General features: G+C 61.1%; 13 protein-coding genes and 1 pseudogene. 10 read left to right on the forward strand and 4 right to left on the reverse strand.

What is annotated here, in order from left to right:
* Positions 1-56 precede the first annotated feature (56 nt).
* On the reverse strand, positions 57-1,106 hold the full coding sequence (locus ACMGF7_RS19725; RefSeq protein ID WP_420286591.1) for a DAPG hydrolase family protein: 1,050 nt from the start codon (positions 1,104-1,106) through the stop codon (positions 57-59).
* Between the two features lie 362 nt (positions 1,107-1,468).
* On the opposite strand from ACMGF7_RS19725, the gene ACMGF7_RS19730 reads away from it, so the two are divergent.
* From ACMGF7_RS19730 to ACMGF7_RS19750, 5 genes are all read left to right on the forward strand, one after another.
* Complete coding sequence (locus ACMGF7_RS19730; protein WP_420286771.1) at positions 1,469-2,587, forward strand: MFS transporter; 1,119 nt, start codon at positions 1,469-1,471, stop codon at positions 2,585-2,587.
* A gap of 124 nt (positions 2,588-2,711) precedes the next feature.
* Positions 2,712-3,854, forward strand: a complete 1,143-nt coding sequence (locus ACMGF7_RS19735) for an efflux RND transporter periplasmic adaptor subunit (RefSeq protein ID WP_164094938.1) — start codon at positions 2,712-2,714, stop codon at positions 3,852-3,854.
* Between the two features lies 1 nt (position 3,855).
* Positions 3,856-6,993, forward strand: coding sequence for an efflux RND transporter permease subunit (locus ACMGF7_RS19740; RefSeq protein ID WP_197763545.1), 3,138 nt, complete (start codon positions 3,856-3,858; stop codon positions 6,991-6,993).
* Position 6,994: 1 nt separating this feature from the next.
* The gene (locus tag ACMGF7_RS19745) at positions 6,995-8,437 is read left to right on the forward strand and encodes an efflux transporter outer membrane subunit (protein ID WP_164094940.1); all 1,443 of its coding nucleotides are present in this window, start codon (positions 6,995-6,997) and stop codon (positions 8,435-8,437) included.
* Between the two features lie 155 nt (positions 8,438-8,592).
* On the forward strand, positions 8,593-8,946 hold the full coding sequence (locus ACMGF7_RS19750) for a DUF1493 family protein (protein WP_004937980.1): 354 nt from the start codon (positions 8,593-8,595) through the stop codon (positions 8,944-8,946).
* 7 nt (positions 8,947-8,953) lie between these two features.
* On the opposite strand, the gene ACMGF7_RS19755 is transcribed toward ACMGF7_RS19750, so the two are convergent.
* Positions 8,954-9,523, reverse strand: coding sequence for a DJ-1/PfpI family protein (locus ACMGF7_RS19755; RefSeq protein ID WP_060445134.1), 570 nt, complete (start codon positions 9,521-9,523; stop codon positions 8,954-8,956).
* 135 nt (positions 9,524-9,658) lie between these two features.
* Between ACMGF7_RS19755 and ACMGF7_RS19760 the strand changes: the two genes are divergently transcribed.
* A complete protein-coding gene (locus ACMGF7_RS19760) occupies positions 9,659-11,197 on the forward strand; it encodes a long-chain-fatty-acid--CoA ligase (RefSeq protein WP_049240972.1) in 1,539 nt (512 codons plus the stop codon).
* A gap of 39 nt (positions 11,198-11,236) precedes the next feature.
* Here ACMGF7_RS19760 and ACMGF7_RS19765 read toward each other — a convergent pair whose 3' ends face one another.
* The gene (locus ACMGF7_RS19765) at positions 11,237-12,511 is read right to left on the reverse strand and encodes a Glu/Leu/Phe/Val family dehydrogenase (RefSeq protein ID WP_164094941.1); all 1,275 of its coding nucleotides are present in this window, start codon (positions 12,509-12,511) and stop codon (positions 11,237-11,239) included.
* 619 nt (positions 12,512-13,130) lie between these two features.
* Here ACMGF7_RS19765 and ACMGF7_RS19770 point away from each other — a divergent pair.
* Complete coding sequence (locus ACMGF7_RS19770) at positions 13,131-14,588, forward strand: amino acid permease (RefSeq protein WP_273874554.1); 1,458 nt, start codon at positions 13,131-13,133, stop codon at positions 14,586-14,588.
* Between the two features lie 120 nt (positions 14,589-14,708).
* Complete coding sequence (locus ACMGF7_RS19775) at positions 14,709-15,329, forward strand: helix-turn-helix transcriptional regulator (protein ID WP_004937967.1); 621 nt, start codon at positions 14,709-14,711, stop codon at positions 15,327-15,329.
* A gap of 50 nt (positions 15,330-15,379) precedes the next feature.
* On the opposite strand, the gene ACMGF7_RS19780 is transcribed toward ACMGF7_RS19775, so the two are convergent.
* Positions 15,380-17,569 carry a TonB-dependent siderophore receptor gene (locus ACMGF7_RS19780; protein WP_076741239.1) on the reverse strand — a complete coding sequence of 730 codons (2,190 nt, stop codon included), beginning with the start codon at positions 17,567-17,569 and terminating at the stop codon, positions 15,380-15,382.
* 200 nt (positions 17,570-17,769) lie between these two features.
* On the opposite strand from ACMGF7_RS19780, the pseudogene fes reads away from it, so the two are divergent.
* Positions 17,770-19,076 (forward strand): annotated as a pseudogene (gene fes, locus ACMGF7_RS19785) (enterochelin esterase).
* A 29-nt stretch (positions 19,077-19,105) separates the two neighbouring features.
* Positions 19,106-19,330: an MbtH family protein gene (locus ACMGF7_RS19790; protein ID WP_004937955.1), complete on the forward strand. Its 225-nt coding sequence runs from the start codon at positions 19,106-19,108 to the stop codon at positions 19,328-19,330.
* Positions 19,331-19,360 lie beyond the last annotated feature (30 nt).

Here is a 19,360-nt window from a genome sequence, read left to right on the forward strand (position 1 = left end):
CGCATGGGCAAGCATGCCTCGCCCCCGGCGCTGCGTTGGCGAGGGGAAGGCGGCAGTCAGCTGTTGCCGAACCGGGCATAAATTTCAGGCAGGAAACGGCCGAGCGAAGAAAACTCCGTCATATCGTGGACGGCCATTTCATAAGCAAAGCCTTCCAGCGACGCTTTCGTCATCCCCGCTTTTGTGATGTATTCGCGGGAGCGTTTTCCGCCGTCCGGGAACTTATCGAATCTATCCCAGGATTCATGCGTGCCGATCCAGTAACGGTTGACCATTTCCATCCCTTGCGGCGTGTCGCGACCCAGATGAATCATCAACACCAGCGGCGTTGATTGCGCATCATAAGGCGTGATGATGCCGCTGGCGTTAAAGGTAAAGCGATGCTTTTTGAGCAACTCGCTCTCGACGCCGAAGCTTTCCGGCGCATTAAAATGGATAACGCCGTCAAGATAGTTATCGCCAATGTACTCGGTAATGTGGTTCGGGTTGCCGTACAGCCGCTCAGCGTAGGACAGACGGGTATCCGCCAGACGCTTGGGATCGACAACCGAGTTGTGGATATGAGCATGCGGGAACCACAGATAATAGCGTTCGCTCTCGATCGGGTGCCAGCAGAACCACCACTTGAACATCTCCGTGGTCACGCCCGGAAAAATATGGCGGCTTTGCGCATAGGCGCAGGGGCCGCCATCCTCAACGACGGCGTAACCCGATACCGGAAACTCGTCAAAACGTTCCAATAGGGTTTTCAGGCCCGCTTTCGTGGGTTGAAGGATGTGTTCTTTTGCCAACGGCCCCTGTTCCAGCGCGCGGATCATCTCTACGGGCGCATCCAGATTGCTGTCGAAGAACTCGGCGTAGGGCTTGCCCTGAATGCCTTTCTCATTGATCTTCAAGCGTTTCTGTATCGGCACCTGATAGTAGGAAATCAATGACTTATCGAGCGATGCGCCCGCATCAGTAAACGCGCCTTTCCGCGCCGCCGCCGGTAGGGCGGATGATGGCGCCGCCATGGCGGAAGACAGCAGGGATTGAGAAAGCAAGGCACCGCCAGCCAACAGCGGAATGCGCTTGATGATATTACGACGTGAAATTTCTTTACTCATGAGATCCTCACTTAGGTTGTCGCCGACTTGACGGCAGCGAGATGTGGTGTGGTTGATATTGATTCTGAATTATCCGTATAATGGATAATTCATCCGAATAATGGTTATTATTCTGTTGCCGGATGTGGGCGATGTCAACGCTCATTGAGTGACAAAGCGCATGGATTGCCAAAAAGCGCCTGCCAGCCATTGCAGGTAATAACTGGAGGGTTGCCGACGTTGGCAGGGTAGGATTGACATTCGGTTTACAGTTTGCGCGTTGACATGTTGGGCAGAAGCCTCAAGAATACCGTCCGAATTGTGGATGTTATATCCATATATCGGATATTTCAGTGAGGCACTCTATGCGTGAATTAAGAAAAATGGCGGCGTTTACGCTCTTGGCCGTGGCCTGTCTGACGATCATGGTCGGTTGCGTGATCGTTCCCGGTTTGACGGAGATCGCGAGCCAGTTGGGCACGCCTTCCGCGGCCAGTTGGCTGGTCACCGTGCCGTCGTTGGGCGTGGTGATATTTGGCCCCTTCGCCGGACGTTTTATTGACAAGGCGGGCGCTTACGCGGCGCTCAGCTGGGGGCTGTTGTTGTATGGCCTGCTTGGGTCGGGGGGGCTGTTCCTGCGCGGCTTTTGGCCGGTGATGCTCGACCGCCTGCTGCTTGGCGGCGCCACGGCGATCGTGATGTCAGCCGGCACCGGTCTGATTTCTGCTTTTTACAGCGGGCAGGCGCGCTTGAAAATGATCGCTTCGCAAGGCATGTCGATCGAGCTGGGCGGCGTCATCTTTCTGTTTATCGGCGGGCTGTTGGCGACGCTCGGCTGGCGCTGGCCCTTCCTGTTGTATCTTGTCGCCTGGGTGTTGCTGGCGATGCAGTTGCTGTTTGTGCCCAAACCCCAGTCCGATGTGGGCGAATCAGACAACGTTCAGCGCGATGATGCCATTTCCACCGGCGCCGGCAGATTAACCGCGGTCTATTTTTCCGCTGTGCTTTCCATGATCTGCTTCTTCACCGGGATCATTATCATCCCGCAGCATTTCCACCACATGAATATCGGGGCGGCGCAAACGGGATACTTCCTGTCGTTTATCTCGCTTATCGCCGTTTTTGCCGCCGCGCTGATGCCCAGGTTGGTGGCTTTACTCAGAGAAAACGGCGCGCTTGGCGCGGCGTTTGTCTGTTATGCCGCAGCGCATCAGCTCTTCGCCTCTGCGCACGGCACTGCGGCATTTGTTGCCGGCGGCATTCTGATGGGATGCGGGTTCGGCTTCTCGGTGCCGTTGGTTAATCATATGACCGTAGAAAAAAGCTCCCCCCGCACCCGGGGGCGAAATCTGGCCTATTTATCGATGGCGATTTTCTCCGGCCAGTTCTTGTCATCCTTTATGGCGTTCATTCCCGGCAGTTCATCCGCCGTTTTCCTGGGAGCGGCGGGTATCAGCATCGCCACGATTTTGGCGCTGACGCTTGCGCGCAGATTAGGATAAACCCACCGCGCTGCGCGTTTTCCAGCCCGAAAAGATTTTACGCAATCCTTACGCAACCCTTTCAGAAGCGCATTGCGGCATTCGATATATTGAGAATAGTCATTCTCAATAGGATCGTATTGCAATGCAGAGGAAAACGCTTTTAGCGCTGGGGCTGTCGCTGTTGCTGGCCGGCTGCGATGGGCAAAACGCCGGTGCGCTGGCGGGCGCAGGCGGTGAGCAGGAGGTCGGCGTGGTCACGCTGCGCGGCCAGTCAGTGACCCTGAGCAGCGAGTTGACCGGCCGGGTCAACGCCACCATGACCTCCGACGTGAGGCCGCAGGTCGACGGCATCATCAAGCAGCGGCTGTTTACCGAAGGGGCCGAGGTGAAAGCCGGGCAGGCATTGTATCAAATTGACCCCGCCAGCTATCAGGCCAGCTACGATCAGGCCGCCGCCCAGTTGAAAAACGCCCAGGCTACGGTGCAATCCACCCGGCTCAAATCGCAGCGCTATGCGGCGCTGGTCAAAGAAAACGGCGTTTCCAAACAGGACGCAGACGACGCCAAAGCCGCGTATCTGCAGGCCGTGGCGTCGGTGGCGCAGTACCAGGCGGCGCTGGAGACGGCGCGCATCAATCTCGGCTATACCCAGGTGCGTGCGCCGATCGCCGGGCGCATCGGTATTTCGTCGGTGACGCCGGGCGCGCTGGTCACCGCCGGCCAGACCGATGCCTTGGCCACCATCCGCGCGCTGGATCCGATCTATGTCGATCTGACCCAGTCCAGCGCCCAACTGCTTAAACTGCGGCGCCAACAGGCGGCGTTACAGCGCGGCGCGGTCACGCCGGTCGCCATTAAGCTGGAGGACGGCACGTCTTATGCCCACCCCGGCAAGCTGGAGCTGACCGAGGTGGCGGTGGATGAGGCCACCGGTTCGGTCACGCTGCGCGCGGTGTTCCCCAACCCCGAACATGAGCTGTTGCCCGGCATGTATATCCACGCCACGGTGGATAACGGCGTCGATCCCAAAGCCATTCTGGCGCCGCAGCAGGGCATCACCCGCAACGCCAAGGGCGAAGCCACCGCGTTGGTGGTGGACGAGCAAAACAAAGTGGCGCAGCGCACCGTCAACGCCGAACGGGTGGTGGGCAGCAACTGGCTGATCGGCAGCGGGCTGAACGAAGGCGATCGCCTGATCGTCGAAGGCACCAGCAAGGTGACGATCGGCGCCGCAGTGAAGCCGGTTGAAGTCTCGGTCGACAAAAACCAACGCGGGGAGCAGTGATATGGCGCAGTTCTTTATCCGGCGGCCGGTGTTCGCCTGGGTGATCGCCATCATCATCATGCTGTGCGGCCTGATGTCGATCAATTCGTTGCCCATCTCGCAGTACCCGGACGTGTCACCGCCGCAGATTTCCATCTCCGCCACCTACCCGGGCGCGGACGCGGAAACGCTGGAAAACAGCGTCACCCAGGTGATAGAGCAGCAGCTCACCGGGCTGGATGGCCTGCTGTATTTCTCTTCAACCAGCAGCTCCAGCGGCTCGGTCAGCATCGACGTCACCTTTGATCAGGGCACCGATCCGGATATCGCGCAGGTGCAGGTACAAAACAAAGTTCAGCAGGCGGAAAGCCGCTTGCCGAGCGCGGTCACCGCCCAAGGCGTGACGGTCAAGAAATCCCAGAGCAGCTTTCTGCTGATCGTCGGGCTGTATGACGAGACCGACAAGGCGACGATGGCCGACATTTCCGACTATCTGGTCAGCAACCTGCAGGATCCGCTGTCGCGCATCGAGGGCGTGGGGGACGTGCAGGTGTTCGGCTCGGAATACGCGATGCGCATCTGGCTGGATCCGACCAGGCTGGCGAGCTATGCGCTGATGCCTTCCGACGTGCAGACGGCGATCGAGGCGCAAAACACCCAGGTGTCCGCCGGCAAGGTAGGCGATCTGCCGGCCGCCGCCGACCAGCAGCTGACCGCCACGGTGAAGGCGCAGTCGCGGCTGCAAACGCCGGAACAGTTCCGCAATATCATCCTGAAAAGCGACAGCAGCGGGGCGCTGGTGCGGCTGGGCGACGTGGCGCGGGTTGAACTGGGCAACGAAGACTACTCCGCCAGCGCGCACCTCAACGGCCACCCGGCGGCGGGGATCGCGGTCAAGCTGGCGGCGGGCGCCAACGCCCTCAACACCGCCAAGCTGGTAAAGGCCAAGGTGGCGGAATATCAAAGCGCGATGCCGCAGGGTTATAAGGTGGCCTACCCGAAAGACAGCACCGACTTCATCAACATCTCGATCGAGGAGGTGGTGAAAACGCTGTTCGAAGCGGTGGTCCTGGTAGTGGTGGTGATGTTCGTGTTCCTGCAAAACCTGCGCACCACGCTGATCCCGACCATCACCGTGCCGGTGGTGTTGCTGGGCACCTTCGGCGTGCTGGCGGCGTTCGGCTACTCGATCAATACCCTGACGCTGTTCGGCATGGTATTGGCGATCGGGCTGTTGGTGGACGATGCCATCGTGGTGGTGGAAAACGTCGAACGCGTGATGCGTGAAGATAAGCTGCCGCCGCGCGAGGCGACGGAGAAATCGATGCGCGAGATCACCGGCGCGCTGGTCGGCATCGCGCTGGTGCTGTCGGCGGTGTTTCTGCCGATGGCGTTCTTCGGTGGTTCCACCGGGGTGATCTACCGCCAGTTCTCGATCACCGTCGTCTCCTCGATGGTGCTGTCGGTGGTGCTGGCGTTGACGCTGGCGCCGGCGCTGTGCGCCACATTGCTGAAATCGACGCATAAAGAACAGACCGACAAAGGGCTGCTGGGTAAATTCAACCGCGGTTATAACCGGCTGCAGGAGAAGTACGCCGACAAGGTCGGCGGGGTGATACACCGGCCGACGCGCTATCTGCTGCTGTACGGCCTGCTGCTGATCGCCACCGCCGTGATGTATCTGCGTTTGCCGACCGGTTTCCTGCCCAATGAGGATCAGGGTTCGGTGATGGTGCAGTACACCTTGCCGGCCGGCGCCACCAATGCCCGCACCTCGGCGGTGAGCGAGGCGGTCACCGCCTATTTCCTCGAGCAGGAAAAGGCCAACGTCAGCACTATTTTCACCATCAACGGCTTCGGTTTCAGCGGCAGCGGGCAAAATGCCGGCATGGCGTTCGTCAGCCTCAAAGACTGGAGCCAACGCGGCGGCAGCGAAAACACCGCCGACGCCATCGCCAAACGCGCCATGGCGCACTTCGCCTCGCTGCGCGACGCCCAGGTGTTCTCCATGAGCCCGCCGGCGATCGACGGCTTCGGTCAGTCCGACGGCTTCACCTTCGAGCTGCAGGCCAAAGGGGCGACCACCCGCGCCGAGCTGCAGGCGATGCGCGATCAGATCGTCGCCGCCGCCGCCGGCAATCCGTCGCTGTTGGCGGTGCGCGCCAACACCTTGCCGGACACGCCGCAGCTGCAGGTGGAGATCGACAGCGGCAAACTGCAGGCGCTCGGCCTGAGCGCCGGCGACGTCAACAGCACGCTTAGCAGCGCGTTCGGCAGCACCTACGTCAACGACTTTATCGATCGCAACCGGGTGAAAAAAGTCTATATGCAGGGCGACGTAGCGTATCGCGCCAAGCCGGAAGATCTCGACAAATGGTTTGTGCGCGGCACCAACGCAGCGGGCGACAGCAGCATGACGCCGTTCTCCGCTTTTGCGTCCTCACACTGGATCTACGGCCCGGAAAACCTGTCGCGCTATAACGGGCTGTCGTCGTTCGAGATCACCGGGCAGGGCGCCGCCGGCGTCAGTTCCGGCACGGCGATGAGCGAGATGGAGAAACTGGCGGCGAAGTTCTCCGCCGGCAGCAGCTATTCCTGGAGCGGGCTCTCCTATCAGGAGCGGCTGACCAGCGGCCAGGCATCGTCGCTGTACGCCATTTCGCTCATCGTGGTGTTCCTGTGCCTGGCGGCGCTGTATGAGAGCTGGTCGATTCCGTTTGCGGTGATGTTGGTGGTGCCGATGGGCATCGTCGGTTCGCTGCTTGCGATCACGCTGCGCGGGCTGGAGAACGATATCTACTTCCAGGTGGCGCTGCTGACCATCGTCGGTTTGTCGGCAAAAAACGCCATTCTGATCGTCGAGTTCGCCGAGGAAATGCACCAGCGCGGTGAAACGCTGATTGGCGCGGCGGTTCACGCGGCGCGCATGCGCCTGCGGCCGATCCTGATGACCTCGCTGGCGTTTACCGCCGGGGTGCTGCCGCTGGCGGTATCCAGCGGCGCCGGCGCCAACAGCCGCATCGCCATCGGTACCGGCATTATCGGCGGCACCCTTACCGCCACCGCATTGGCGATCTTTTTCGTCCCGCTGTTTTATGTGCTGGTGCGACGCATGTTTACCCGTCGGCCCGCCAACTCGCCGTCGCAGGCAGGAGAATAACGTGTTGCAACGAGTCATGATGTTAACTTTACCGCTGCTGCTGAGCGGGTGTCTGTCGCTGGATCCGCACTACCAGCGCCCGGCGGCGCCGGTGCCCGCCAACCTGCCGCAGGGCGAGGCCGCCGGCAAGCAGGCGTTGAGCTACCCGGACGTCGCCTGGCGCGACTATGTGCAGGACGCCAGGCTGCGCCAGGTGGTGGCGATGGGGCTGAGCAGCAGCCGCGATCTGCGCGAGGCGATCGCCAATATCGCCTCGGCGCGCGCGCTGTACGGTGAGCAGCGCTCGGCGCTGTTGCCGACGATCAACGCCACCGCCGACGGCAGCCGCGGGCGTTCGCTGACCGGCAACGGCAATGCCACCGCCATCAGCCAGAGTTACGAAGCGCAGGCCGGCGTCAGCGCCTTTGAGCTGGATCTGTTCGGCAAAAACGCCAGCTTGTCGCGGGCGGCGTTCGAAACCTATCTGGCGAACTCGGAGGCGGCGAAAAGTACCCGCCTGACGTTGATCGCCGACATCGTCACCGACTGGGTGGCGGTGGCGGCCGAGCGCAGCAATCTGGCGGTGGCGCAGCAGACGATGGAAAGCGCCAAACGGTCGCTGGAGGTGACACGCAAGAACCAGCAGCACGGCATCTCGTCGCTGGTCGACGTGGCGTCGGCGGAGACCGTTTATCAACAGGCGCGATCGGACGCCGCCAGCTATGCGACCAGCGCCGCGCAGGCGAAAAACGCGCTGGATTTAGCGGTGGGACAAAGCGTGCCGGAAAACCTGCTGCCCGGCGGCATCGACACGCTGGGCGGGATCATGCGCGACCTGCCGGCCGGGGTTTCTTCGCAGGTGCTGCTGACGCGGCCGGACGTGCTGCAGGCGGAGCATAACCTGAAATCCGCCAACGCCAATATCGGCTCGGCGCGGGCGGCGTTCTTCCCGTCGATCAGCCTGACCGCCAGCGGCGGGGTGGGCAGCGGTGAACTCTCGTCGCTGTTCAGCCACGGCGCGGGCGTTTGGTCATTCGCCCCGAGCATCAGCCTGCCGATTTTCAGCGGCGGCTATAACACGTCGCAACTGAACTACAGCAAAGCGCAGAGAGATCTGTATGTCGCCACCTATGAGAAAGCGGTGCAGACGGCATTTCAGGAAACCGCCGACGCGCTGGCGCGCAAAGCCACGCTGCGGGAGCAGCTGGCGGCGCAAACCGGCTATGTGGCGGCGGCGCAGCAATATTATCGTCTGGCCGAACTGCGCTACCGCCAGGGCGTGGACAGCTATCTGACCGTGCTGGACGCGCAGCGCACGCTGTATACGGCGCAGCAGTCGCTGATCGCCGCGCAGCAGACGGCGTACGATAATCAGGCGACCCTGTATAAAGTGTTGGGCGGCGGGGTTGCCGCCGAGCGGCAGGGGGATGGCGTCATCGCCGACAAGACGACGCTCAGCCGCTAACCTTCGACCGCGCGCGCCGGGCGTTTGGCTGCGCGCGCTTTTTATGGAAAGTGTAAAGAAACGGAAAACCCGCGCGGCGGCCCGAACTCGCCGCGGCGGGCAGAGTCAGACAGGTAATTGCACTCACTTTTTCTTCATATCGGCTCGAGGTCGTCATGGCAGAAGACATTCAGCAACAGGTCATCGCGCTTATCGCCGCCTTCAACGCATCAGGGCGGCTGCAGAAGGGCGTGGCCATCACCCCGGAAACCGAGATTAACACCGTGCTCAATCTGTCGTTCAGCGACTCCAACACGCTGATGCGCCGCTACTTCGACACCTTCGGCGTCGACAGCGGCAACTATAACCACGAGCTGTATTTCCAGCCGCCGAGCAATACCGGGCGCTGGTTTTCTCCCTCCGCCTGTAAAGAACACACCCGGCCGCTGTGCGTGTCTATGCTGGTGCGCTCCGCGCGCGCCAAACGCTGGCTGTACGACATCCATTTTCTGATCGAGCAGCTCCGTTAGCGCCGCATTACTGCTCCAATACCTCAGCGAACTTCGCCAGCCACTGCGGATGCGCCGGCCAGGCCGGGGCGGTGACCAGATTGCCGTCGACGTGCGCCTGATCGATGCCGATCTCCGCATAATGACCGCCGCCGAGCCGCACCTCCGGTGCGCAGGCCGGGTAGGCGCTGCAGGTGCGGCCTTTCAACACTCCGGCCGCCGCCAGCAGCTGCGGACCGTGGCAAACGGCGGCGATCGGTTTTTTCGCGGCGTCAAACGCCTGTACCAGCGCGATCACGTCGGGGTTCAGACGCAGGTATTCCGGCGCCCGACCGCCGGGGATCAAGAGCGCATCGTAGTGCTCTTCTTTGGCGGCGGCGAAGTCGGCGTTCAGGGTGAAACGGTGGCCGGATTTCTCGCTGTAGGTCTGCGCGCCGTCAAAATCGTGGATCGCGGTCTGGATATAGTCGCCGACGGCTTTGCCGGGGCACACGGCGTCCACCCAATGGCCGATCATCTGCAATGCCTGGAACGGCACCATGGTTTCGTAATCTTCGGCGTAGTCGCCGACCAGCATCAGGATCTTTTTCTTGCTCATGATCACAACTCCTGCAGGAGGGGGAATGCCTAAGGTATAGCCCAGCCCCCCTTGGAATGCGAACCGCAAAGCGCCTATCTATACTCGTGATACTGCGGCGCTTTTCTCGTCGCTCAACCCCAGGGAGAATCCCCGATGCTGAATCTGGCAACCTTGCTTGAAGAGAGTGCGCGTACCTGGCCGGAGCGGCCGGCGGTGATACAGGACGATATCCCGCTCAGCTATCGGGCGCTGAATGAAATGGCCAACCGGGTGGCGAATTTGCTGGTCGCGCGCGGCGTGCAGCCCGGTGAACGGGTGGCGCTGGCCTGCACAAACCGGCCGGAGTTTCCGGCTATCTACTACGGCATCCTCAAAAGCGGCGCCGTGGTGGTGCCGCTGAATATTTTGCTTAAAAGCGCCGAATTCGACTATTACCTGGCGGATTCGGCGGCGGTGGCGCTGTTCTGTTTCGAAGGCAGCAGCACTCTGCCGTTGGGGGAAGAGGCGCTGCGGGTGGCGGCGAAGGCGGAACAATGCCGCGAGGTGTTTATTATCGGCGATCGGCTGCCGCTCGAGGGGGAGCGTTTCAGCCAGGCGATAGCCGCACAGTCCACTGAGTTCGCGTCTGCCGCGACGCTCGAAAGCGACACGGCGGTGGTGCTCTATACCAGCGGCACCACCGGCCGGGCCAAGGGTGCGGAGTTGACCCACGCCAATCTGGTGCTCAACGCATTGGGATCGGTGCGGCTGTTCGACGGCTCAGAGGCGAATCCCGATCGTCACCTGGTAACCTTGCCGCTGTTCCACACGTTTGGTTCGACGGTGCAGATGAACGCCGGATTTGCCGCCGCCGCCACCCTGGTGCTGGTCGAGCGCTTCGACGCCGCACAGGCCATCGCGCTGATGCAACGGCACGGCATCACCTTTTTCGCCGGGGTGCCGACCATGTATTGGGCGCTGTTGAATGCGCTGGATGAGCACACGGATATCGAACGCTTGCGCAGCACGCTGCGTATGGCGGTGTCCGGCGGCGCCAGCCTGCCGGTGCAGATCCTGGAGGATTTCTCGCGCCGCTTCGGCGTCAACATTCTCGAAGGGTATGGGCTGTCGGAAACCAGTCCGGTCGCCACCTTTAACCATCCGCACCGCGTGACCAAACCCGGCTCCATCGGCCAACCGATCTGGGGCGTGGAGGTTCGCTTGCTCGACGTCACCGGGCAGCCGATCGACGGTGTCGATCAGGTGGGGGAGATCGCGGTGCGCGGTTACAACATCATGAAAGGCTATCTGAATCGCCCCGAAGCGACGGCGGAGGTGCTGGAAAACGGCTGGTTTCGCACCGGCGATCTGGCGCGCCGCGACGCCGACGGCTTCTATTTTATCGTCGATCGTGCCAAGGACATGATCATTCGCGGCGGGTTCAACGTCTATCCGCGCGAGATTGAAGAGGCGCTGATTCGCCATCCGGCGGTGTCGTTGGTGGCGGTGATCGGTGTCGAGCATCCTTCGCTGGGCGAAGAGATCAAAGCGGTGGTGGTATTGAAGGAAACGGAAGAACCGATCGAGGAAGAAGCGCTGATCGCCTGGAGCCGGGAGCGGCTGGCGGCGTTCAAGTATCCGCGTATCGTCGAGTTTGTCGAACGCTTGCCGATGACCAGTACCGGTAAGGTGTTGAAACGCTGTTTGCGCTGAGGAAAATCCGGCCTGCCGGGGCAGGCCGGAATACGGGTATCAACCAGGGTAGATGCCGCGCTCTTTACGTGCGGTCAGGATGCGCTCACAGGCCACGATGTAAGCGGCGGTGCGCAGGCTGCACTCTTTCTCGGAGGCCTTGTTCCAGACGTGGACCATCGCGTCGGTCATGATCTTGTCCATGCGCTCGTTGATCTCGGACTCGCTCCAGAAGTAGCTCGCCATGTCCTGCACCCACTCGAAGTAACTGACCGTTACGCCGCCGGCGTTACAGATAACGTCCGGAACCACGGTGATGTTGCGGGAGCGCAGAATGTCGTCCGCTTCTGGGAAGGTTGGGCCGTTAGCCCCTTCCAGCACCAGTTTGGCGCTGAGGATTTCGGCGCGCTGGCGGGTGATCTGGCCTTCCAGCGCCGCAGGGATCAGGATGTCCATGTCGACCGACCAGAACGCTTCGCTTTCGATCTCGCTGGCGCCAGGGAAGCCGGCGATCTGCTTGTGCTTGGCCTGGTATTCGGTCAGCGCGGCCAGGTCGATGCCGTCGGCGTTGAACAGGGTAGCGGAGTGGTCCTGGATGGTGACGACGCGCGCGCCGACGCCGACGAACAGACGGGCCGCTTCGCTGCCCACGTTACCGAAGCCTTGTACCGCCACTTTGGCGCCTTCGATCTGCACGCCCAGACGCTTGGCCACTTCGCTGCCGGTGACGAACACGCCGCGGCCGGTCGCTTTCTCACGGCCCAGGGAGCCGCCGAGGTGGATGGGTTTGCCGGTGACCACGCCGGTGATGGTGGTGCCGTGGTTCATGGAGTAGGTGTCCATCATCCAGGCCATCACTTTGGCGTTGGTGCCGACGTCCGGCGCAGGAATGTCTTTCTGTGGCCCGATGATGAAGCCGATTTCACTGGTGTAGCGGCGGGTCAGTCGCTCCAGTTCACCTTCAGACAGTTTGAACGGGTCGACGCGGATACCGCCCTTGGCGCCGCCGTACGGCAGGTTGACCGCGGCACACTTGATGGTCATCCAGGCGGACAGGGCCATCACTTCGTTCAGATCGACGTCAGGGTGGAAGCGGATGCCGCCTTTGCCCGGCCCGCGCGACAGGTTGTGCTGTACGCGGAAACCTTCGAAGTGACGGATGGTGCCATCGTCCATCTGCAGCGGGATATCGACAATCAAAGCGCGCTTAGGGTGACGCAGCGTATCAACCCAGCGTGACAGGTCACCGAGGTAAGGGGCGACGCGATCGATTTGTTGCAGATATGTAGCCCAAGCGGTGGTGCTGCTGTCTGAAGCGTAGGATAGCTTTTCCATAACCAACCTTTATATATTAGAGGTATTTATTTCGTTTAACCGTGGATTAGCAAGCGCATAACACTTTGCGACGCTAAATTTACCACTAATTATGCCGGTTGTTAGCCCCCCTCTCATCGGGCCAGCGGACGGTTTTTCGCCGCCTGCAGAGCGGTAAATGAATAGTTAATTACTTTTTGTCGGCGGTGAGCGATCACATGCATAATTTATGCATATAAAGCGCATAAAAACCCTTTCTATCTATTTTTCAGAAGCTTGAATGTGATCAAAAAGTTTCATTTTATTTAACTGCCATGTTGACAATGGCATTTCCCCTCGCCAGAGTTAAATTAATGTTAAAACGGCTCCGGCGTCGTTTTTTTGTTGCACAAGGGAAAGTATAACCATTTGATATTGTAGTGTTTACCCACCACGCTCAGGCTTTGTACGCCAAACGTGGGCGATACGACGGCTCACGAGAGCATTTTCTTGGTACCCATTATTATTACCTCCCTGTCACAACGGGGCGGGCAGCGTTTGGTCTCAATTTTTTTGCCGGTTAGAGCGCCCGCGGGCGTTTCATTCCTGCTGCAACCGCGCATCGGTTGCTTAATCGCCTTAACGACGGACAGGTAACACCATGACAAAAAACCACTGCGATCGGCTGAGCCCAGGTTCAGCCGAGGGGCCTCACTGTGCCCAAACCCTGCAGCGCGGGCTGAGTGCGCGCCACATTCAACTGATTTCGATCGGCGGCGCCATCGGCACCGGGCTATTTATGGGCTCCGGTAAGACCATCGCGCTGTCGGGCACCTCCATCGTGCTGACTTACGCCATCGTCGGCTTTTTCATGTTCATGGTGATGAGAGCGATGGGGGAGCTGCTGCTCACCCGGCTCGATTACCGCTCGTTCGCCGATTTTGTCTCCGAATACCTGGGGCCGCGCGCCAGCTTTTTTCTCGGCTGGTCCTACTGGCTGAGCTGGGTCGTAACCTGCATTGCCGACGTGGTGGTGTGCGGCGGCTACGTGCAATATTGGCTGCCGAACGTTTCGCCCTGGCTGCCGGCGCTGCTGACGCTGGGGTTTCTGTGTCTGTTCAACATGCTGTCGGTCAAGATGTTCGGCGAGGCCGAATTCTGGTTCGCGATGATCAAGGTGGTGGCGATCGTCGCGTTGATCGCTACCGGCGCCTGGATGGTGTTCAGCGGCTGGACTTCGCCGGACGGCGTGACCGCTTCGCTGCATAACGTCACCGATCCCGCCATTTTCATGCCGCACGGCATCTTCGGCTTTTTCGCCGGTTTCCAGATCGCCATTTTCTCCTGCACCGGCATCGAGCTGCTGGGCACGATGTCGGCGGAGACCAAAAACCCCGAGAAGGTGCTGCCGAAGGCGATCAACGCGATCCCGGCCCGCATCATCGTCTTCTACGTGTGCTCGATGCTGACCATTATCGCCGTCACCTCATGGAGCCACATTTCGCCGGACAGCAGCCCGTTCGTGATGCTGTTCGATCGGGCGGGGCTGCCGGCCGCCGCCGCGGTGATCAACTTCGTGGTGCTGACTTCGGCGATGTCCTCGGCCAACAGCGGGGTGTATTCCAGCACCCGCATGCTGTACAGTCTGTCGATGGAAAAGCATGCCCACGGTCAGTTCCGCATTCTGTCGCGCACCACGGCCATTCCGATCCGCAGCCTGCTGTTTTCCTGCTTCTGCATGGTGGCCGGCACCTTGCTGCTGGTACTGGTGCCGAACGTCATGACGCTGTTCACCATCGTCTCTACCGTGGCGGCGATCCTGGTGGTTTACAGCTGGGGCATGATTTTGGTCGCCTACCTGGTGTATCGCCAGAAGCGGCCGGATCTGCACGCCGCTTCCCACTTCAAAATGCCGGGCGGGGTAGCGATGGCCTGGCTGACGCTGGCATTTTTCGCCTTTACGCTGGTGCTGATGGTGTTCGATAGCGATACGCTGATCGCGTTGTGCAGCATGCCGCTGTGGTTTACCACGCTCGGCCTGATCTGGCGCTATCGGGTCCGCGACAGCGTGGCGCGCGAGAGCTACGTGTTTTATCGGCGCGGCGCCGAGGCGGAATAACCGGCGAAGGATACGCCGCTTGCCGCCGCTTGCCGCCGCTCCGCTCGGCAAGCGGCGGCAACTGCGGTATGCTAAGCGGCTGAACCGCAAACCAAACCGGGCTATACGGAGACCCCCAGCGTGCCGAACTCTTCTTCTCAACTCGACCTTTTGCGATCGGTCGCCGACGGCATCGCCGCGCTGTTTTTCCCGAATGCGGAAGTGGTGATCCACGATCTGGCCACCAACAAGATTGCCTATCTGGCGAACAACCTGTCGAAGCGCAAACCGGGCGATGACGCCGGCCTGGAAGACTTCGAGCTCGATGGCGGCACCGGCGTGACCGGCCCCTATGAAAAGCTGAACTGGGACGGCAAAAAGATGCGTTCGGTGAGCATCGCCGCGCGCGACGAGCAGGGCAAGCCCAGCTATCTGCTGTGCATCAACCTGAGCACCGCGATGTTCGAGGACGCCCGCAATGCGCTGGATATGTTTTTATCGGTCACGCGATTGCAGCCGCAGCCGCAACAGCTGTTCAAAGACGACTGGCAGGAGAAGATCAACACCTTCCTGCATGACTGGCTGCGGCGCGAGAACGCTGCGCTCGGCGCGCTGAGCCGCGAGCAGAAACGGCGGCTGGTCAGCGATCTCTATCATCAGGGGGCGTTCAAGGCCAAAAGCGCGGCGGATTACATCGCCAACGTGCTGTCGATGGGGCGCGCCACGGTGTACAAACACTTGCGGGAATTGAAGCAGGAGTAAAGGCGGCGAGAAAGGCGGAAGAAAGGGGCGGCGATGGCCGCCCCTTGTCGTTACCAGCGGTAGTTGACCGAAGCGATAATGCTGCGGCCGCTGCCGTAGAAGCAGGCGTACTCACCGCTGCACGACGAAACGTATTTCTTGTCCGTCAGGTTCTGCACGTTGAGCTGCAGCGCAGCGCCGCGCAGCGCCGACGAAGCCTGACCGAGGTCATACTTCACCATGGCGTCGTACAGCGTGTAGTGCGGCACGTCGTACTGGCCGGTGGCGTCGGCCGGCGCATCGCCGATGTAACGCACGCCGCTGCCGACGGTCAGGCCGTTGAGCGCGCCGCTCAGGAAGCTGTAGCTGCCCCAGGCGGACGCCGCGTGGCGCGGGATGCCCGCCGGGCTGTGGCCGATTTCGTCCGCCGAGTTGGAGTCTTTGGTCACTACGTCGGTGTAGGTATAGGCGGCGGTCAGCTTGATCGCCGGCGTCGGCTGAGCGTGCACTTCCGCCTCAATCCCCTTGGATTTCACCTCGCCAATCTGCTCGTAGGCGGAGGTGAGACGGTTATAGGACGCCACATTGCGCTGGGTAATGTCGAACCAGGAGAGGGTCAGCAGGGTATTGCCGCCCGGGATCTGGTACTTCACGCCCACCTCGGTCTGTTTGCCGGTGGTCGGCTTGAGCGGATCGGCGCCCGGCGCGCTCGGATACAGGTTAGGATCGAACGAGGTGCTGTAGCTGACATACGGCGAAATGCCGTTGTCGAAGGCGTAGAGCAGGCCCGCGCGGCCGGTGAACTGGGCATCGTTGTAGGTCTGCTCTTTGCCGCCGGCGGTGCGATCGCGGGTGTTGACCTGCGACCAGTCCTGGCGGCCGGACAGCAGCAGGTTCCAGTTATTCCACTCCAGCTGATCCTGCAAATACACCCCGACCTGATTCAGCGTCTTCAATTCGCTGGAAACCAGCGTCAGCGCGCTGCCATCAATGCTGGGGCGAACCGGGTTGGCCCAGTCGATCGGGTAATCGTTGCCGCGATCGCGATACATCTTCGAATCGCTATGGCTGTAGCGGTAATCCAGCCCGCCCAACACGGTGTGTTTCACCTCGCCGGTATCGAACAGGCCCTTCAGCTGGTTATCCACGCCAAACTCGTTGGTCATCTGCGTTTCATGCTGCGCCCTGCGCGTCACGGTGTGGTCGTTAACGTCAGAATTTACGTTATAGACCAGATATTTATAGTCTTCATCGCGGTGAGTGAAGCGCAGGTTCTGGGTAAACGACAGCGCATCGCTGAAGTTGTGCTCGAGGCTGTAACCGATCGACGCCTGCTCGCGCCGCGATTTGTTGAAGCTGGGCTCGCTGACGTTGAAGTCATAGGGCACATAGCCCGCGCTGGTCGGGAACAGCGTGCCGGCGCGCGGCAGGAAGTTGCGCGACCCGGCTTTCGGATCGTTCTGGTAGCTGGTCAGCAGCGTAAAGCTGGTGTCTTCGTTCGGCAGCCAGGTGAAGGCCGGCGCGATGGCCACCCGTTGCTGCTTGCTGTCTTTGACGAACTCGTGCTCGGTTCTGGCGATACCGTTCAGGCGATAGAACAGGGTGTTGTCGTCGTTGAGTTTGCCGCCGAAATCGAACGCCGTTTCCGCCAGATGGCGGTTGCCGGTGCTGAATTTGACTTCGTGAATGCTCTGGGCGGTAGGGCGTTTACTGGTCATCACCACCACGCCACCGGGGCTGACCTGGCCGTACAGCACGCCGGCCGGGCCGTGCACCATCTCCACGCGCTCCAGCAGCCAGGGATCGATCTGCCCGGCGCCGCCGTTTTGGCTCGAGAGGCCAAAGTGCAGGCCGTCGAGCAGCTTGGGCGCATAGCGGAAGCCACGGCTGATCACTTCGTCATTGCGGTTGGAGTTGCCGCGGTAGGTGGTGATTACCCCGCTGGTGTAGTTCAGCGCGTCGGCGACCGATGCCGGCTCCTGGTCGTTCATTTGCTCACGCGTGACCACCGAGATGGACTGCGGCGTCTTGCGCAGAGAGGCGGCGGTCTTGGTGCCGGCGGCGCTCTCTTTGGCGACGATCCCTTTGACCGGCGCGGTCACGCTGTTTTGCGCGTCGGCGGTCACCAAAATCGTTTCGTCCGCTGCCGCAGACGCGTGTTGCGCCAAGGGCAATAACGCCAGCGCCGATCCCAGCAACAGACGCCTGGCGGACATCGCCTCCGCATTCCCGTTAGCTATCCCTTTGTTTTTAATCTTCATTATCTCTCCTGCATACCTGCGTTGTGTGTTATGCCACCCTGATAAACCCCGAAATATCGGCGAGCGGTATTCACCCGTCGACGCGGAGACGCCGTATGTGCACGACGGTAAAAATCCGACAAATAGTATTGAAAATGATAATGAGTATCAATACGATTGTCAGGTTTTGTAAAAATCACTCATGTTATGTAAGGGGTGCTATGGAGTTTTTGCCGGAAAAGAGGCCAGGAAACGACCTTGAGGGATTGGCGGCGCAATGGCTGCGTGAAGAGGCGGCAGGGCAATCCGCGTGGTGGCAAAAGGTTGCCGCGCAGGGCACGCCCATCGTCGACGCGCTCGACGAACGCCACATCAAAATGACCTGGCTATGGCGCGACCCCGCCGGCGATGAACGGCACTCGCCGATATGCCGCGTTTACGCCGATATCAACGGCATTACCGATCACCACAGCACGTCCCCCAGCAGCCTGACTCGGCTCCCCGGCACCGACGTTTGGTACGGCTCGGCCGTTATCGATCGCCGCTGGCGCGGCAGCTACAGCCTGATCCCCATTACCGAGCGAGATCTCCCCCCGTCTTCAGCGACGACGAAACGTTACGCGACCGCCAGCAGCGTGCCTGGTGGGTATCGCTGTTCCCGTTGGCGATCGCCGATCCGCTGAATCGGCTCTCGCTGGGGCCGTCTCATCGCCCGCGGCCCGTATCCCTGGCGCAAGGACCGGATGCCGACGATCAAAGCGCCTGGCAGGCCGCCGATCGGCCGCTGGATGAGGCGCGGCTACAGCGATTTCAGTGGCTCAGCGAACGGCTGGGTAACCAGCGGCGCGTTTGGCTGTATGCCAGCGGCGACGCGGCGGTGAAAGCGAACCGCCCGCTGGTGCTGCTGCTCGACGGCCAAAACTGGATCGAAAGGCATGCGCTGCTGCCGGTGATCGAGAACGAAACCGCAAAAGGGCAGTTGCCGCCCGCGTGCTGGTTGCTGATCGATGCGATCGATGGTGAATACCGGGAAAACGAGCTGCCCTGCAACGCCGTCTTCTGGCAGGCGGTGATCGACGAACTGCTGCCGCAGGCGCAGCGCCGCGAAGCGTTCAGCGAGACTGGGGCGCGCACCGTGGTCGCCGGCCAGAGCTACGGCGGGCTGGCGGCGTTATACGCCGGTTTGCACTGGCCAGAGCGCTTCGGCCACGTGCTGAGCCAGTCCGGCTCTTTCTGGTGGCCTACGGTGCAATTTGTAACCCAGTTCGAAAAACGCCACGAACTGGAGGAAGGCTGGCTGATACGCCAGGTTCGGCAGCGCAACGCGGCGGCACCCAAGCTCACCGTGATCCAACAGGCCGGCGATCGGGAGGCGGACATCGAATTCGTCAATCGCCAGATGCACCAGGCGCTGACGGCGGCCGGGCACCGCGCCGACTACCGCGTGTATTCCGGCGGACATGACGCGCTCTGCTGGCGCGGCGGCCTGGTGGACGGCGTGCGCCGGCTGCTTTCCGCAATGAAGTAATCCCACATTTTGACAGACAGGTAATGAAAATGACTCAGGAACAACAAAACCCGTTCGATGACGAAAGCCTCCGTTTCTCCGTGCTGGTCAACGCGCAGCAGCAGTATTCGCTGTGGCCGCAGTTTGCCGATACGCCGCAGGGGTGGCGCGTGCTGATGGGGCCGGCGTCGCGCGGCGAGTGCATCGACTACATCGAAACGCACTGGCAGGACATGCGGCCGGCGGCGCTGAAAGCGGCGGATGCGGCGCGTTAAGCGCCTGGCAGTCAATCGATATATTCCGTT

The organism is Serratia sp. BNK-17 (assembly GCF_048684935.1).
GTDB classification, from domain to species: Bacteria; Pseudomonadota; Gammaproteobacteria; order Enterobacterales; family Enterobacteriaceae; genus Serratia; species Serratia nematodiphila.

Coding starts and splice junctions, on each gene's coding strand:
- ACMGF7_RS19725 (WP_420286591.1), bottom strand. CDS start 1,106: ATGAGTAAAGAAATTTCACGTCGTAATATCATCAAGCGCATTCCGCTG.
- ACMGF7_RS19730 (WP_420286771.1), top strand. CDS start 1,469: ATGGCGGCGTTTACGCTCTTGGCCGTGGCCTGTCTGACGATCATGGTC.
- ACMGF7_RS19735 (WP_164094938.1), top strand. CDS start 2,712: ATGCAGAGGAAAACGCTTTTAGCGCTGGGGCTGTCGCTGTTGCTGGCC.
- ACMGF7_RS19740 (WP_197763545.1), top strand. CDS start 3,856: ATGGCGCAGTTCTTTATCCGGCGGCCGGTGTTCGCCTGGGTGATCGCC.
- ACMGF7_RS19750 (WP_004937980.1), top strand. CDS start 8,593: ATGGCAGAAGACATTCAGCAACAGGTCATCGCGCTTATCGCCGCCTTC.
- ACMGF7_RS19755 (WP_060445134.1), bottom strand. CDS start 9,523: ATGAGCAAGAAAAAGATCCTGATGCTGGTCGGCGACTACGCCGAAGAT.
- ACMGF7_RS19760 (WP_049240972.1), top strand. CDS start 9,659: ATGCTGAATCTGGCAACCTTGCTTGAAGAGAGTGCGCGTACCTGGCCG.
- ACMGF7_RS19765 (WP_164094941.1), bottom strand. CDS start 12,511: ATGGAAAAGCTATCCTACGCTTCAGACAGCAGCACCACCGCTTGGGCT.
- ACMGF7_RS19770 (WP_273874554.1), top strand. CDS start 13,131: ATGACAAAAAACCACTGCGATCGGCTGAGCCCAGGTTCAGCCGAGGGG.
- ACMGF7_RS19780 (WP_076741239.1), bottom strand. CDS start 17,569: ATGAAGATTAAAAACAAAGGGATAGCTAACGGGAATGCGGAGGCGATG.
- ACMGF7_RS19790 (WP_004937955.1), top strand. CDS start 19,106: ATGACTCAGGAACAACAAAACCCGTTCGATGACGAAAGCCTCCGTTTC.